The sequence below is a fragment of the Pseudomonas sp. FP2335 genome (genome assembly GCF_030687535.1).
Taxonomy (GTDB): Bacteria; Pseudomonadota; Gammaproteobacteria; order Pseudomonadales; family Pseudomonadaceae; genus Aquipseudomonas.
On the sequence record NZ_CP117437.1, the window covers coordinates 2,769,482 to 2,783,891 of the forward strand.

The window sequence follows — 14,410 nt, forward strand, 5'->3', positions numbered from 1 at the left end:
TGGGTTGCCCTCATGTGGCGATTCAAGTGCATGCAAGGTGTGGATCAGAAGTCGTAGGCGAGCTTGGTGTACCAGTAGCCGCCGCCGGGGTAGAACGGCGGGTTGCCGTAGGCGGCGAGGCCCAGGTTGCTGTACACCGCGTGCTTGTCGGGGCGCACGTCGAAGATGTTGGTGCCGCCGATGCTCAGGGTCAGGCTGTCGACGAAGGTGTAGCTGACGTCCAGGTCGGTGATCCACTTGGCGCCAAAGCTGCGGTCGCCGCTGGGGTTGACCGCCAGGGTCTTGACCGCGCCGTAGCGCGCGGTTTGCAGGTTCACCGCGAGGTCGTCGAGCTTCCAGTTGGCGCCGAGGATCCATTTGGTCTTGGGCGTGGCGTCGGTGAGGTCGCCGGCGCGGTCGCGGCCGACCAGGGTCACGCCGGTATTGGCCAGCGCGGCGGGGGTGTCGCGGCTGTCCTGGATCGTGGTTTTGTTCCAGTTGAACCCCAGGCTCCAGCGCACATCGCCCAGCGCATCCAACGGCGTGGTGTGGTCGGCAACGATGTCCAGGCCCTTGGTGCGGGTGTCGAAGGCGTTGGTGTAGTAGTTGACCCAGGTGCCGGACGGCACGCCCTGGGCGGTGAGGATGGCGTTGATCGCGCCGTTGCCACGGTCGTAGAGGTTGCTGGTCAGGGCGATGCGGTCGTCGATGTCGATCAGGTAGGCATCGGCGGTGATGCTGGTGCGTGGCGCGGGTTGCCAGGTCAGGCCGAGGCCCAGGTTGCGCGATTTTTCCGGCTTGAGGTCATCGCCGCCAAGGGCCTTGGCCAGGTTGCTGCCGGACGGGGTCAGGCGGGTGACGGCGGGCACCACGTTGCCATTGGCGTCCAGGGCTACGCGGTTGTCGGCCACGGTGTAGCCGATCTGGGTCAGCGATGGCGCGCGGAACCCGGTGCCGACGGTGCCGCGCACGGCCACGGTGTTGGTCAGTTCGTAGCGCGAGTTCACTTTCAGGCCGAAGGTGTTGCCTGAATCGTCATCGTAATGCTCGACGCGGCCGGCGACGTCGAGGAACCACTTGTCCGTCAGGTCAAAACCCAGGTCCAGGTAGCCGGCGTAGTTGTTGCGGATCAGGCTGACTTCATCTTCCGGGCGGATCGTCACCGCCGCCTGCGCACCCGACGCGGCCGGGTAGGTGCCGGTGATATACGCCTCGCGGTCGCCGGCGAAGGTGCTGAAATGCTCCCAACGGTGCTCCAGGCCGGCCGACACCTGCACCGGCGGGGTCAGGTTGAACAGGCTGTCGTAGCGCCGGGTGAAGTCGAGGTTGTTGACCCACTGCTCAAACCGGAAGGTTGCCAGGTTGTCGAATTTGGTCGGCGATGCGCTACCCAGGGACGGGTTGATATTCAGGTCGCTGGAGTGGTGCACATTGTTGCGCCCGTAGGTGGTGCTCAGGTCCCAGTTCCACTCGGCCAGCTCACCCTTGCCGCCAAACAGCAATTGATAGTCGCGGTCCTTGATGTTGTTCAGCGGGAAATAACCGTCGGGGAATACCTCCGGCACGGCGGCGGTGCCAGTGGGCAGGCGCAAGTAGTTGGCCGCTTCAGCGTCGCGTTCGCCGTAGGTGGAGAACGAGTACAGCGTAAGGTCTTCCAGGGGCAGTTCGGCGTTGTAGGCGAGGTTGAAGGCCTTGAGATCGGGGTCGCCGTTCTTGATCGCTACGCGGTCCCAGGCGGCTTCCTTGGCCGGGTCGTTGAAGGCCCTGACGCTGCGGTCGGCCTTGTCGTTCCACGACGCGTTACCGCGCTTGCGCGCGTCGGCGGACAGGTGGAAGAAGCCGCCTTCGCCGAGTTCGAAGCCCTGGTCACCGGCGACCTTGATGGTCTCGCCCTGGCCGGAAAACAGCTGGCCGTAACTGGTTTCGAGGTGGCCGCCGCTTTTGCTGTTCTTGAGGATGATGTTGATCACGCCCGCCACGGCATCCGAGCCGTACTGGGCGGCAGCGCTGTCTTTGAGCACTTCGATATGGTCCACGGCACTGACCGGGATCAGGTCGATGTCCACCGCGTTTGCGCCGCTGTTGTCGATGGAACCGCGCTGGCCGGTGGCGCCGTTGTGGCGACGTTTGCCGTTGACCAGCACCAGGGTGTACGCCGGGCCCAGGCTGCGGTTGCTCAACGGCCGCGTCACCGAGTTGTAGCCGGCGATATTGGTGCCGAAGTTGAACGACGGCAGCAATTTGGCGATTGCCTCGGACAGTTCCGCACGGCCGGTCTTGAGCAGTTGGTCGCTGTTGATCACGTCGATCGGCGCCGGGCTGTCAGCCACGGTACGTTGCTGACCGCGCAGGCCGGTGGAGATCACGGTGACGGTGTCGAGCTTGGCGTCTTCGCTCACGGTTTCGGCGAACGACGGCGCAGTCGCCAGCAGCAGCGAGCTGGTGAGCAAGGACAGGTGGAACTTCTTCAGAGGGGCGGCAGAGGCGATGTCGGGCATGTCAGTGGTAGTCCATTGAGTCTGGCACTGGCCCGTGGTGTGGGTACAGCTTCAAAAGCGGGGTAGGGAAGTCGTCTAGTGTTTTGAAGATATTCCTATAAAAAACCTGAGTGAAATTCTTTTTTGGAATAAGCTAATTATTAGAAATTGGCATCTCCTGGCTAATTAAGATCATCTATTTTTATGATGTTGACCGTCTGGCCGATAAAACCGGCCGCGGTCTGTATGGCCGTGTGCCTCGCAGAACCTGCCCGCACGCCAGCCCCCACGCTTTTTGCCGCTCGCGCAGCAGTGAGATCGAATTCTTCAAGGCACGCGGACGGCGGGTGAGTGTGTGGTCCGAGGTGGCCGCCGAGTTCGCCTGACCCGCCCAGAACCACCCGCCGTCTCGCGTCTATTCACGTCATCGGCCTTTACGGGATTCAAGCCCCGCAAAAATCAACATCCCCACCACCATCGCCAGCGTGAATACAACCACCTGCCACCGCCCTGTCAGCAGCAATGCCAGGGCGGGTCCGGGGCACAGGCCGGCAATCGCCCAGCCCATGCCAAACAGCAGGCTGCCCAGTACCAGTCTTCGATCGATTTTCCGGTTAGTCGGCATTTGGAAGGGCGCCCCCAGCAGTGACACCTGAAGACGCCTGGCGAAGTAGAACGGCACGCTGCTGACAGCCAGGGCGCCCGCCATGACCAACGCCAGGGACGGGTCCCAGTCGCCGGCCAGGTCAAGGAAGTCCAACACTTTCGCCGGGTTGGTCATGCCACTGAGATGCAGCCCGAGGCCAAAGAGCAAACCGGCAATCAATCCAGCTAATTTGCGCATGTTCAGGCTCCGATCAGATGGCGAATGGCATAAACGCAGGCAAACCCGCTGCCCATGAAGCAGCAAACGGCGACCAGCGAGCGCGGCGACAGGCGAGACAGCCCACAAATGCCATGCCCGCTGGTACACCCGGCGCCATACCGCGTGCCGATGCCGACCAACAGCCCAGCGGCGACCAACGCGTAGCCACTAGCCTGGAATGACGATTCGGGCAACTGCGCAACGAGTGACCACACCCAGGGTGAGATCAGCAGGCCGACCACAAACAGCCCTTTCTCTGCGCGGCCGTCGCCACCCTTGCTCAACAGGCTGCCCAGCAGGCCGCTGATACCGGCAATACGACCGTTGAGCAAGATGAACAGGCCTGCCGACAGGCCGATCAGTGCGCCGCCGAGCAGCGATGTCCAGGGGGTGAAGTGAATCGAGAGGCTCATGTCGAGTGCTACCTGAATCTAAAGTGATGAGCCGTATCGATAGCACAATTTGTCAGATGGGCATCGCGAAACCTTGCCGGTGCATGCCTTTTATTTCATATCCCTGGCCTGCACCCACAACACGGCGTCCTGGGAAAGCGGTTTGCCTTTATGGGTTTTGGTACTGCCGATGTTAAGTGCGGCAATACCCCACCAACCCGCCCGGGGCAGGCCGATGGTCAGCACGCCCTGGGCGTCTGTATAGGTGCTCTGGGCGTTGAATGAGGCTTGCGGTGCCGTGACGTAGTCTTGCTCGCCGAAGGCGTTGTTCGCGATGTCGACGCTGTGGTTGAGGTATTCGATTTCGACTTCGGCAAACGGCACGGGCTTGCCGTCGGCCAAGACCACGGCGCGGAACACGCCACCTGTCCAGTTTGCATAGGGCTTGCTCAGCGGTTGGATCTCCACGGGCAAGCCCTGGGGTTCTGACCAGTTGCCGGGTACGCCACCTACGTTGACGATCAGCTTGGTGAACTGCTGGATATACACGTCCTCTTCCGATTCCAGGTAGGGCTCGGGTTCCAGCACAAATACGTGGTCACCCAGCGAACGCACCAACTCGCGGGGAATCGAGGCGCGATAAGCGGTGGTCCGGTTGTCGCGACTCTGCCATTGCACCGGGCGCAGGTATTGGCGCAAGTCGATTTTTTCGCCACCGTGGGCGCTGATGTGGCTGAACGCGCGGGGTTTTTCCATCACCATGGTCGGGCCGCCGGAGAACGGGTGCGTAAACACCAGCGCAAACTCCAGACTCTGCGCACGCGTCAGTGCGGTGTCTTCCACGTAGAGCATCTGGAAATGCGCCTGGGCCACGCCAGTCAAGCCACTGAACGCAGTAACGGCAAGGGCTTGGAGCAGTTGTCGGGTTGGGATCTGCATGCTCGGTTTCACCTTGTGATGTCGGAGGACTGAAGCGTGGCGTCATGGGCGTCGCCGCCGAGGAACACCACGGAGTAGTTTTCGGCGGGCGCCTGGAACGTAAAGGTGTTGTCCTGGCCGATGCTGCCTTCGAGCAATACCTTGTCTCTCGTGTCCCGGACCTGGACTTTTCTGCCCACGGCCGAGCTGCCGTCCGTGTAACCCGCCTCGCATTTCACCCGGTCATCGCGCTCGATGTAGCAGTCGAACACGGGGGCATGGGCGAGGGCGAACTGGCAGAACAGCACGCTGCCTGCGATCAGCAGTTGTGGGAATTTCATGGGGTTTGGTCTCCACCCTCGAAAGTGATCATGGGCGCGCTGCGAAGGCCGCCAGCAACGCGTTCAGGTTTGAAACTACAAGGGCGTCGTAGCTGTTGGCCGGGTCGGCGAGCATGCCCGGGTTGCCCGTGTCGAGGATCAGCAGGTGTGCGCCTGCGTCCTCGATGGCCTGGACGATCCGGGCGTCCGGCGCCCATTTGTGGACCACCACGCGAATCTCACGCTCGCGCAGATAACGGGTCAGTGCCGTGCGGTCGGCGTCGCTCCAGTCAATGTCCTGCCGGACGAACCAACCGTCGACATAGATGCCGAACTCGCCGAACAGATAGATGAACTCACTGGCCAGCGACAGCACGCGCAGGTCCGGGATTTGCACCAGCCGGGCGCCATACTCGGCCTTGAGCGCGCGCAAACGGCCTTCGAGTGCCGCCAGGTTGCGTGTGATGCGGGGCGCATCGGCAGGGGACAGGCGCGCCAGGTCTGCGGCGATAATCGCCGACATGCGCATGGCGTTGACTGGCCCGAGCCAGGCATAGGGCGACTGGCCGCCATCGGCCTCCTGGGTGGCTGCCCACGGTACGTCATTCGATGGCACGCGGGTCACGGCAACGCCGGGCTTGATGCTGTCCCAGGAGTGTGCGGCATCGATCTCGACGATCCGCAGGTTGTGGCGCCGGGCGGCGGCATAAAGCGGGTCTGCCCGCCACAGGCTGCCCAGGGTGACCACGGCGACGGCCCGCTGGAACACCCCGGCGTCCAGGCGCGATAGTGCGTTGGCCTGGCTTTCCATGGGCACTGCGGCCGCTTGTGGCACACGCACGACCTCGATTGCCGTGCCGTCGCTGAGCGCCGAGGTGAGTGCATACACGGCTGGCAGTGCGACCAGCACCTGTTGGCGGCCGGCATCTGCGCAGGCGGCCAGTGAGTTACCCAGCAACAGCGCCAGTATCATCCCCATGCAACGTCTGTTCATACGCTTGCCCCTCTGAAACGCGACGCGCAGGCGCGAATGACCACGGTGACCAGGAACACCAATGCCGCCACGATCACGATGGCGCCCCCGGTCGGCACCGGAATGTGCAATTGCATGGGCACCAGGATGCCGACCACGCAGGAAAATGTGGCGATCAGCACGGCGCGGGCGACCAGCCCCGGCAGTGAATGGCTGATGTTGCGCGCCGCGGCCGCCGGTATCAGCAGCAAGGCTTCGACAAGCACGGCGCCGATGATTTTCAGGCAGGCCACCGTCACCAGGGTGACCAGCACCACGAACAGGTACTCGACGCTGCGCACCGGCACGCCACGCGCATGGGCCAGGCTCGGATTGAGACTGGCGAGCAGCATGCCGTTGTACGCCGGCAGGCCGAAAAGCGCACAGGTGGCCGTGACCACCAGCAGCACATTCATATCGGTGTGGTCTACCGCCAGGATCGAACCAAACAGCACGCTCTCCATCACGTGGGTGTTGATCTTGGCCGACACGAACAGCAGCAACGAGGCGCCGACCGCCAGCGAGATGGACAGGAACACTCCGATCAGCGTGTCGTTGGCCAGCGTGGTGCGGTGTTGTGTGTACTTCAACGTCAGCGCGAACAGCAGGCAGAACCCGAACATCGAAAAGTATGGCGAGGTATAGGACTCGCCGATCAGTACGCCGATCGCCACGCCAGTCATCGCCGCATTGCCCACGGACTGGCTGAAAAACGCCATGCGCTTGATCATTACCATCGAGCCCAGCACCCCTAGCAGGGGGCCGATCAGCAGTGCGCAAAGCAGCGCGTTGATCACGAATTCGTATTCGAACGGCTGTGGCAGCAGGCCGTTGGCGGCGAGCGCCTGCAGTTGGTTGCGAATGAAATCGTAGAGGGCGTTCATTGCAGGTGCTCCCAATGGTCGCAGCTGCCATGGAACAACAGGCGTTGATTGATCACCGTGACCGATTGCGCAACGCGCTTGACCTGTTCCAGGTCGTGGTTGATCCAGAGAATGGTGACGCCCTGGGCGTGCAGTTCGCTGACCAACTCCTCCACCAGGCGCACACCGGGTTCGTCGATCCCGGCCGTGGGCTCGTCGAGGATCAGCAGCCGCGGCAGCGGACTGATCGCCTGGGCCAACAGCACGCGCTGGCGTTCGCCTCCAGACAGGCTGCCAAAGGGCTTGGCGCCCATTGCGCCTACTCCGGTGCGCTGCAGGGCCGCGTCGCTGCTTGCCCTGGCTGCGCGGGATGCGCCGAGAAAGGCCGGCCGACGCTGGCCGAGCAGGGCCATGACGTCGTTGACGGTCATTGGCACGTGGCGGTCGAAATCCGGCAATTGCGGTACATAGCCCATGGGCGTAGTGATCTCGCCCTCCAACCGCACGGTGCCCGAGTGCGGCATCTGGCCCAGCAGCGCACGTACCAGCGAGGTCTTGCCACCGCCGTTGGGACCGACCAGGCAATGCAGGGCCCCGGCCTCGATCCGGAAGTTCACGGCGTCCAGCACTGGGGTACCGCCCAGTTGCAATGAGACGTTGTCGAATACCACGGCAGGTCCACGCATTGCTGATTGCTCCTTCATTGCTGGGTGAACTCGACGGCTTCGGCCAGGGTTTCGAGGTTTTCGGCCATGGCCACCTCGAACTCGTCCGCGCTGTAGGTGCTGCCAGTGATATGCGACAGCGCAAACACCTTCACGCCGGTGGCAGCTTCGATGGGCTTGGCCAGGTCGAGGGAGAAGTTCTTCTCGGCAAACAGCACACGCACATGGGCGTTCTTGATCGCCTCGATGGTATTGGCCAACTGGCGTGCCGTCGGCGCAACGCCATGGCGCGGTTCAATCACCGCGCTGACAAACAGGCCGAATTCCTGCATCAGGTAGTCGTAGCCGGCGTGCGTGGTGGCACAGCGAAAGCCGGACAGGTCCAGTGCGGCAAAACGCGTCATGAAACGCGCGCGCAGTTCGCGGATACGCGTGGCGTACGCCAGGGCGTTGTGGCGGTACGTCACGGCGTTGGCCGGGTCCAGCTCCCCCAGTTTGCGGGCGATCTCGAACACCTGTTGTATCGCTGCGGTCGTGGAGACAAAGGTATGCGGGTTGACCACCTTGACGCCGCCCTGGTCGCCCCCCACCGGAATCAGCGCGACCGAGGCATTGGCCTGGATGATCGGCAGCGTCTGCGTACGGCCGGCCGCCTTGACGATCTGGAAGGCCCATTCATCGTGGCCGATGCCGTTGACCACCAGCGCATCGAGGCTCATCGCCCGGGTGATGTCGTCGGGCTGCGGCTGGTAGTTGTGGGGGTTCGCCTCTGCCGGGATCAGCGGCACCACGTCCGCGCGGTCACCGACGATATTCGCCACGAAACTGTAGTAGGGGTGCAGCGTGACGCCGATCTTGAGTTTCTTGCCTGCGTCCGGCGCGGCGCCTGCCAGGGCCACCAGCGGAATCAGCGCGAGCAGCGCCATGCAGCCGCGCCACAGGGCGCGCAGTGAGGTGGAGGCAGTCATGGCTGAGTTCCTTTTACGCGTTCGACTTCGCTGGCGCCGTCGTAAGGGATGACCTGGCGCCAGCCGGCGCCGACCAGCGACTCGGGCTTGACGATGCCAGGGTAGGGCGCGTTCGGGTCGCGGTGGACCCAGATCGTCGCCTGGTTCGCCCACATGACTCCCGCATGCGCATGCCCGATGACCAGCAGGTACGCACTCTGCCCCGGCGCTCGGCCGGCAGAACCGTAATACACGGTGGCGCCCTGGCCCTGGGTGGCCTGCGATACGCTGCTGACAGTGGGGGTGGCCGGTGCGTCGGCAGCGGCCGATGGGTCATGGGCCTGGTGGGTGCCGGGCAGGATCAGTTGCCAGTGCACTTCGCCGTTGGTTTTCCAGAAACCGTCACGGTAGAACGGCGGCAGCAACAGCTTCTGCGCATGTTCCAGGGTGATCCAGCCTCCGGTGTCGTTGTTGTTCCAGATGATTTCTTCACCGGCGGGCAACAGCGCGCTGTGAATGGCCTGGTCGGCGGCGCCCAAGCCATCGAAGGAACGCACCTGCCAGCTCAAGGGCACGGGCGGGCCGACGCGCTCGGGGCGAAACATCACGTAGCCGAGCACGCCAGCGGTGACGGCCAGGGTCGCCAACAGCAGGCCCAGCGACTCCCATCGACCGGAGGCGGGGCGCACCACCTGGGTTGCAGCGCTTGCGCCGGCCATCAGAGAAACGCAATCCAGCGGCCAAGGAAAATGACCCCGGCCCACAACGCCAGGGAACTGGCGCCCGCGACCCGCGCCTGGCTGGGCGGTGGCAACGTGGTGTCCCATTCACCGATGCGGCGAAACGCGCCCAGGTGGAACACCGCCATGTTGAGCCCTGCCAGCACCAGCAGGCCCATCTTCCACAGGAAGGCGGTGTTCTGCACATAGGTCGTGCCATTGGCGCAGAACATCAGCAGGCCGGTGATCACGCACACCGCGAATGCGACCCACGTGAACGGCAGCAAGTCATTGATCAGCCGCAGCGCGCTGCGCCGATGGGCCGTCACGCCAAGCAGGCGCAGGTCGACCACGGCGATGGTGCCGTAGACGATGGCGATGCCGATCACATGCAGCGATTCCAGCAGCGGAAAGGCCGAGCCCGACTCGCGGATGAAGGTGGCGACGGCGGTGTCCTGGAGGGTTTGCAGCAACACTTGAATATCCATGGCGGTTACCTGAAGGCTTGGGTTGAAAACGCTTAGATCGTGTAGGCGATCCAGCGACCGCAGATGATCACGACGCACCACAAGCCGATCGACAGCCAGGCCAACGCCTTGATCGGGCGCGGGTCGCCGTTGTCGGGGGCGCGTAGCAGCGGGCGGCGCAGCCACAGCGTCAGGCCGAACGCGGTCGCCACCAGGGCCATCTTCAGCCAGAACGTGGTGTTGACCAGGACCCGGTCGGGCTCGGCGATGATCATGAGCAAGCCGGTCATGAGCAGCACGATGAGTGCGTTGCGCATCCACGGGTAATAGCGGCGAACTACGCCGCGCAAGGGTTCGTCGCTGGCCAGCACGCCAGCCAGGCGCAGGTCGGAAACGAGCGCCGAACCGAACAGCACGGTGATGGCGATGATATGAATGCTCTGCACCGTGGGAATGACCCAGAGAATGTCGCGGATGGCGGTGCTCAGGGGCGATGCATAGATCCAGGCAATGATGAGTGACGATGACATCGGCGTTCCTTCCTCGTGGGCTTAGAAGTCTTGGGGTGTCGCGATCGGCCGCAGGCGCGCCGCATCCTCTGGCAGCAGGTAGCCTTGCTGGATCGAAACGGCTTTGGCTTCTTCGAATTTCTGCGCGTAGCGGTTGAAGTTGGCGTAGTGCCGGCCCAGCACGTCCTTCGCGTAGGCCACCTTGGTGTCGTAGATCAGGCCGCAGCCGGTCTCCTGGTCGGTAAGGTAGGTCGCACTCGGCACCTGGACCCACGGCGGGCGCACGCCGCCCTGCAGGTTGCCGGTGGCCGGGGCACGTGCGGCCGCCTTGCCGTCGCGCACCACCCTTGGCGCCTTCGGCATAGGGGTGCCGTCGCGCACCCAACGGTCCATGCGATCGAGCAGCGCCGACACCACCAGCTCTACGGGTTCGTCGTACAGCGTCTGGCAGCGAGGGTCGTCGCCCTTGCCGACATCGGCCGCCAGCGGTTCGGTGTGCTCGGTCCCCAGGTCGGCCAGGCGCAGATGAGGCATGCCGGTGACTTCGTAGTAACGCAGCTGCGGGCTGTCGGTGTCCGGAGGCAGGGGGATGCCTTCGATCACGTCGTGCAGGGTTTCGGACTGGCTGTAGACGGTCACGAACGGCACGCCCTCGGGCATCTGGCGCGGCACGCGGATGACGTCGCCGCCGACTTCGCCATAGGCCATGCGGCCGGTCATGTAGGCATCGATCAGCGGCCTGCCGTCAGGCAGGCGCCATTGCTGGTGGCGGCCCTGGTCGAGGTAGTCCATCCAGACTTGTGCAGTCACGGCCCAGCTGTTGACGTAGACACGCTGCACGTCGAAGCCGGCCAGCGGGCCCTGTGTCGCAGGGGTTTTCAGCAGCAATGCCAGCTGCGCCGCGATGCCTTGTGACTGCGGCGCGAACGGATCGGGCACGGTGCCCCGGCTGAAATGCTCCGGGTCGTAGTAAGTGCCCAGCGGCGCATACCGCGCGTAATCGAAGCGGCGCATAAAGTCGAAATTGACGATTCGTCCGTACCTGGCGATCTGCTCGGCCTCGGCCGCTGGCGTGTCCGCGATGAACTTGGGATCGACCCGCGGCTGGTTGGTGTTCAGCGTGTAGCCGACATAGGCGTAGCCACGGCGCAGCAAATAGTCGCGGGTCAGGATCCATCCGGCGCCACGCTCGCCAAACCAGCTGAAGGGCTCGATCACCACCGTGCCGTTGAAGCGCGCGGAGTCGGCCGGTCGGCGCACCAGAATGCGCGTGGTGTAGGGCGCGTCGAAGCGTTGCTCACCCGTGGCGGTAATGGCCGGGGCGATGCCTTGCAGGTAGAACTCTTGCTCGGTGTAGCCGTACTGGTCGAGGTCGCTGTACTCGGTGCCGGGATGTAACGCCGACGACAGCGGCAACTGGCCCGACGGCGGCACGGCAATCGCGGTCGGCAGGCGCGGCACGTCGGCCCACGCGTTCGACGTGAGCGCCAGCAACAGGCCGCCGAGGGTCATCGTGCGCTGCATCCGGCCCACCTTATTCAAGACTGAGGGACGCCTTGCCCTCGCTGTCGATCACGATCTGGTTGTTCTCGCAGACGTACTCTTGAATCGCATAGCTGGAGCGCTTGTAGTCGAAAGTGAAGCGATACGGCGTGTTGAGCACCTGCGGGTCTTCGATCAGGACCTGATCCTCCAGGTGATCAGGCCCGCGCAGCCGGATGCGTTCGGTGATCTTCATGTCCGGGCCGTGGGGCACGTCATAGAAGTGCACGTCGCTGCGCACACGCTGGGTTTCGACGACGAGGGTGTCGCCTTCCCAATGCCCACGCGAATGGCCCTGGTACAGCGGGTCGAGTTTTTCCTTGGGCGGCATCGCCTGGTTCAACAGAATCCGGCGGACCTGCTGCAGGTATTCACCCAGGACGACCACTTGCTTGCCGTCGTGAATGATTTGGATCGGGAACAGCGCCGCCATCATTGTCGGCATGCCTTCGGGCAGGCATTTGGAACTGGTGGTCGCGAGCGGTGTGCCAGCCTCGTTGGCGGCGGCCTGTTTCTTCTTGAACGCGGCATATTCGGCGGCATACGGCGCCTTGAGGTCCATCGGCCCGCCGGGGTGCACGGGGTCGTCCGGGTTCTCGCCAAACCAGTCGTCCGGAGTGCGTTCCCAGGTGCCGCTGATATCGGGCTTGGGTTTGGGCATTGTCGCGGCGTTGGTTAGCGCTGTGCTCGTCGCAAGGGCGAAGCCCAGGCCGATGATTGCTATGTGCAAGGTGCGTATCGGTTTCATAGAGACATCTCCACAAAGTGGTGCGGTGCGGTTGGGCGGCAAAGAGACGGCGTTCAACCGCCGCCCGAGAGCACCACGTCACCGATCTTGATCTCCACGAGGAGCCCGCCGGGTTCGCCGTTTTTCAGCGGTTTGAAGGACACCTCGGCGTTCTCGCCGGCCTTGATCGAGTCTGCGCTCCAGCCGGTACGCTGCAACGCGTTGACGCTGCCCGTCTCGATCTTGTAGCGCTGGGGCGGCGGGCCGGGGGCATCGAGGTAAATGGTGATGTGCGGGTTGGTCCAGGCAAAGCGCTCCACCACACCCTTGACGGTGACGGTGCGGGTCTGGTCGAACAGCGCGAAGGAATGGTGGGCCGTGGCGGTTGACGACAGGGCACTGCAGGCAACCAGGCTCAGCAGGCAAAGTCCCTGGCGCAACAGCGGGGAGGGCAGAACAGTCATGACGGGTGCCTCGGTTTTTATGGTTCTTATGGGCCCAGCATAGGGTGGCGAAGTGGGCAGGCCGTAGCCCAAAACGGCAACCAATGGCGGTGAGCGAAGGAATTCGCGCGATGGCCATGCACATGCTGATTTGGGTTACCGCTGGCAGGGTTGATTCGGAAAAATCGCGACTCGCCTCATAAATATAAAAACAGGAGAGACGTCATGCGCAGCCCCCCTTATGCCCCGTTACTGTCGCTGGTTGCACTGTGTGCATTCGAGCCGCAAGCACACGCCTACACGCTGTACAACGAAGAGGATGGTGGCACCGTTTTGAACGCTGAACTGGGCGCTGGCTTCGGCTGGTTCGGCAGTACCCGCAATTACCTCGCCGACCCGCAGAAAGTACCCGGCAGCATGCGTTGGCAAGAGGGCTACGCCAAATATGGCCTCAACGGCACCACTGACAAGCTCACCGCCGGCTCGATCTACGGTGGCTTCAGCCTGCTCAGTTCCGCCACATGGGGCGACGGCGACACCGGCAAAAACACGGCTGGCAATGAGCGCAGAACTGCCGTGGAAGACGCCTACCTGGGCTGGCGCTCGGGTGAGCTGATCCCTGCCCTGGGCAAGGACGGCGTGGATTTTTCCTTCGGCCGCCAACTGGTGACGGTGGACGGCTTCCTGATTACCGACGATGGCTTCAACCCCGGCAACGCCTTCAGTCCCATCGCGGATGTCAACGATGGTCGCTTCAACCGTGGCGGCGCCTTCTACCTTGGCCAGCGCCTGGCGTTCGGCAATACCGCCGTGCTCAAGGTGGGCGGTAAGGAGGGCTTGCACGGCAGCCTGATCTGGCTCAAGTCGGATAACCCGGGGCAGTCCAAAACCGAAGTGGCGGCGGCCACGATCGACTACACGACGCCGTTCGGCTCGCTCGGTTCCACCTACATACATGGCCTGGATGTCGAGGAGCGCTACGCCTTCGCTGATCGGATGGAACGCAAAGGCATGAACATCTACAGCCTGCGGGGCCAGGGCAACGCCGGGATCGACAACGCCGATTTCGCCTTTGAAGTGGCGCGCCAGGAAAAACGCTCGGGGTCACAGCGTGCGATGTTCTTCGACGCGGGCTACACCTTCGCCGACGTCAAATGGCAGCCGACGCTGAGCTATCGCTATACGCGGTATTCCGAAGGTTGGGATTTCCTGTTCCAGGGCGGTTTCCGCAAGCGCTACCAGGGTGAGGTTGCGGCCAACTACGCCGGCTCCGTGACGTCGAACATGCAGATCAACGATGTCCTGCTCTCCGTGCGGCCGACCGACAAGCTGACGCTCAATGCCATGGCCTTCGACTACCACCAACTGTCCCGTAAACAACAACAGAACTTCAGTGCGCGAGAGGTGGACCTGTTTGTTGATTGGATGGTAACGGACAACATCACCTTGTCGCCGCTGGTTGGCTTCTACAAACCAGAGAAGTGGCTGGGCAATGGTGGGCTGCAAAGTGGCAGCGCATCCACCAACACGTACATGCAGTTGATTGTGTGGGTGACGTTCTAGAA

At 63.3% G+C, this 14,410-nt stretch carries 16 protein-coding genes; 1 reads left to right on the top strand and 15 read right to left on the bottom strand.

From position 1 onward, the window contains the following. Window positions 1-44 precede the first annotated feature (44 nt). The 15 genes from PSH81_RS12270 to PSH81_RS12340 form a co-directional block, all read right to left on the bottom strand. Window positions 45-2,477 carry a TonB-dependent siderophore receptor gene (locus PSH81_RS12270; protein ID WP_305392622.1) on the bottom strand — a complete coding sequence of 811 codons (2,433 nt, stop codon included), beginning with the start codon at window positions 2,475-2,477 and terminating at the stop codon, window positions 45-47. Window positions 2,478-2,880: 403 nt separating this feature from the next. After that, a complete protein-coding gene (locus PSH81_RS12275) occupies window positions 2,881-3,300 on the bottom strand; it encodes a DUF6691 family protein (protein WP_305392623.1) in 420 nt (139 codons plus the stop codon). A 2-nt stretch (window positions 3,301-3,302) separates the two neighbouring features. Beyond that, complete coding sequence (locus tag PSH81_RS12280) at window positions 3,303-3,734, bottom strand: YeeE/YedE family protein (RefSeq protein WP_192301000.1); 432 nt, start codon at window positions 3,732-3,734, stop codon at window positions 3,303-3,305. 90 nt (window positions 3,735-3,824) lie between these two features. Next, window positions 3,825-4,652 carry a DUF4198 domain-containing protein gene (locus tag PSH81_RS12285; RefSeq protein WP_305392624.1) on the bottom strand — a complete coding sequence of 276 codons (828 nt, stop codon included), beginning with the start codon at window positions 4,650-4,652 and terminating at the stop codon, window positions 3,825-3,827. Between the two features lie 8 nt (window positions 4,653-4,660). Next, window positions 4,661-4,972, bottom strand: a complete 312-nt coding sequence (locus PSH81_RS12290) for a hypothetical protein (protein WP_305392625.1) — start codon at window positions 4,970-4,972, stop codon at window positions 4,661-4,663. A gap of 28 nt (window positions 4,973-5,000) precedes the next feature. Further along, window positions 5,001-5,945, bottom strand: a complete 945-nt coding sequence (locus tag PSH81_RS12295; protein WP_305392626.1) for a metal ABC transporter solute-binding protein, Zn/Mn family — start codon at window positions 5,943-5,945, stop codon at window positions 5,001-5,003. Further along, on the bottom strand, window positions 5,942-6,847 hold the full coding sequence (locus tag PSH81_RS12300) for a metal ABC transporter permease (RefSeq protein ID WP_192300998.1): 906 nt from the start codon (window positions 6,845-6,847) through the stop codon (window positions 5,942-5,944). Before PSH81_RS12300 ends, PSH81_RS12295 begins: the two co-directional genes overlap by 4 nt. Further along, entirely contained in the window at window positions 6,844-7,512 is a 669-nt protein-coding gene (locus PSH81_RS12305; protein ID WP_226457042.1) for a metal ABC transporter ATP-binding protein, read from the bottom strand. Before PSH81_RS12305 ends, PSH81_RS12300 begins: the two co-directional genes overlap by 4 nt. 14 nt (window positions 7,513-7,526) lie before the next feature. Then, complete coding sequence (locus PSH81_RS12310; RefSeq protein ID WP_192300996.1) at window positions 7,527-8,459, bottom strand: metal ABC transporter solute-binding protein, Zn/Mn family; 933 nt, start codon at window positions 8,457-8,459, stop codon at window positions 7,527-7,529. After that, a complete protein-coding gene (locus tag PSH81_RS12315; RefSeq protein WP_192300995.1) occupies window positions 8,456-9,157 on the bottom strand; it encodes a hypothetical protein in 702 nt (233 codons plus the stop codon). The genes PSH81_RS12310 and PSH81_RS12315 overlap by 4 nt, the downstream gene beginning before the upstream one ends. Then, complete coding sequence (locus PSH81_RS12320) at window positions 9,157-9,645, bottom strand: DUF6644 family protein (protein ID WP_192300994.1); 489 nt, start codon at window positions 9,643-9,645, stop codon at window positions 9,157-9,159. The genes PSH81_RS12315 and PSH81_RS12320 overlap by 1 nt, the downstream gene beginning before the upstream one ends. Window positions 9,646-9,677: 32 nt before the next feature. Continuing rightward, window positions 9,678-10,154 carry a DUF6644 family protein gene (locus PSH81_RS12325; protein ID WP_226457043.1) on the bottom strand — a complete coding sequence of 159 codons (477 nt, stop codon included), beginning with the start codon at window positions 10,152-10,154 and terminating at the stop codon, window positions 9,678-9,680. A 21-nt stretch (window positions 10,155-10,175) separates the two neighbouring features. Next, window positions 10,176-11,657 carry an alpha/beta hydrolase domain-containing protein gene (locus PSH81_RS12330; RefSeq protein ID WP_305392627.1) on the bottom strand — a complete coding sequence of 494 codons (1,482 nt, stop codon included), beginning with the start codon at window positions 11,655-11,657 and terminating at the stop codon, window positions 10,176-10,178. Between the two features lie 10 nt (window positions 11,658-11,667). Beyond that, entirely contained in the window at window positions 11,668-12,423 is a 756-nt protein-coding gene (locus PSH81_RS12335; protein WP_305392628.1) for a hypothetical protein, read from the bottom strand. 53 nt (window positions 12,424-12,476) lie between these two features. Beyond that, window positions 12,477-12,866, bottom strand: coding sequence for a DUF6152 family protein (locus tag PSH81_RS12340; protein ID WP_192300991.1), 390 nt, complete (start codon window positions 12,864-12,866; stop codon window positions 12,477-12,479). 204 nt (window positions 12,867-13,070) lie between these two features. Here PSH81_RS12340 and PSH81_RS12345 point away from each other — a divergent pair, with 204 nt between their 5' ends. After that, a complete protein-coding gene (locus tag PSH81_RS12345; protein ID WP_305392629.1) occupies window positions 13,071-14,408 on the top strand; it encodes a hypothetical protein in 1,338 nt (445 codons plus the stop codon). Window positions 14,409-14,410: the final 2 nt, after the last annotated feature.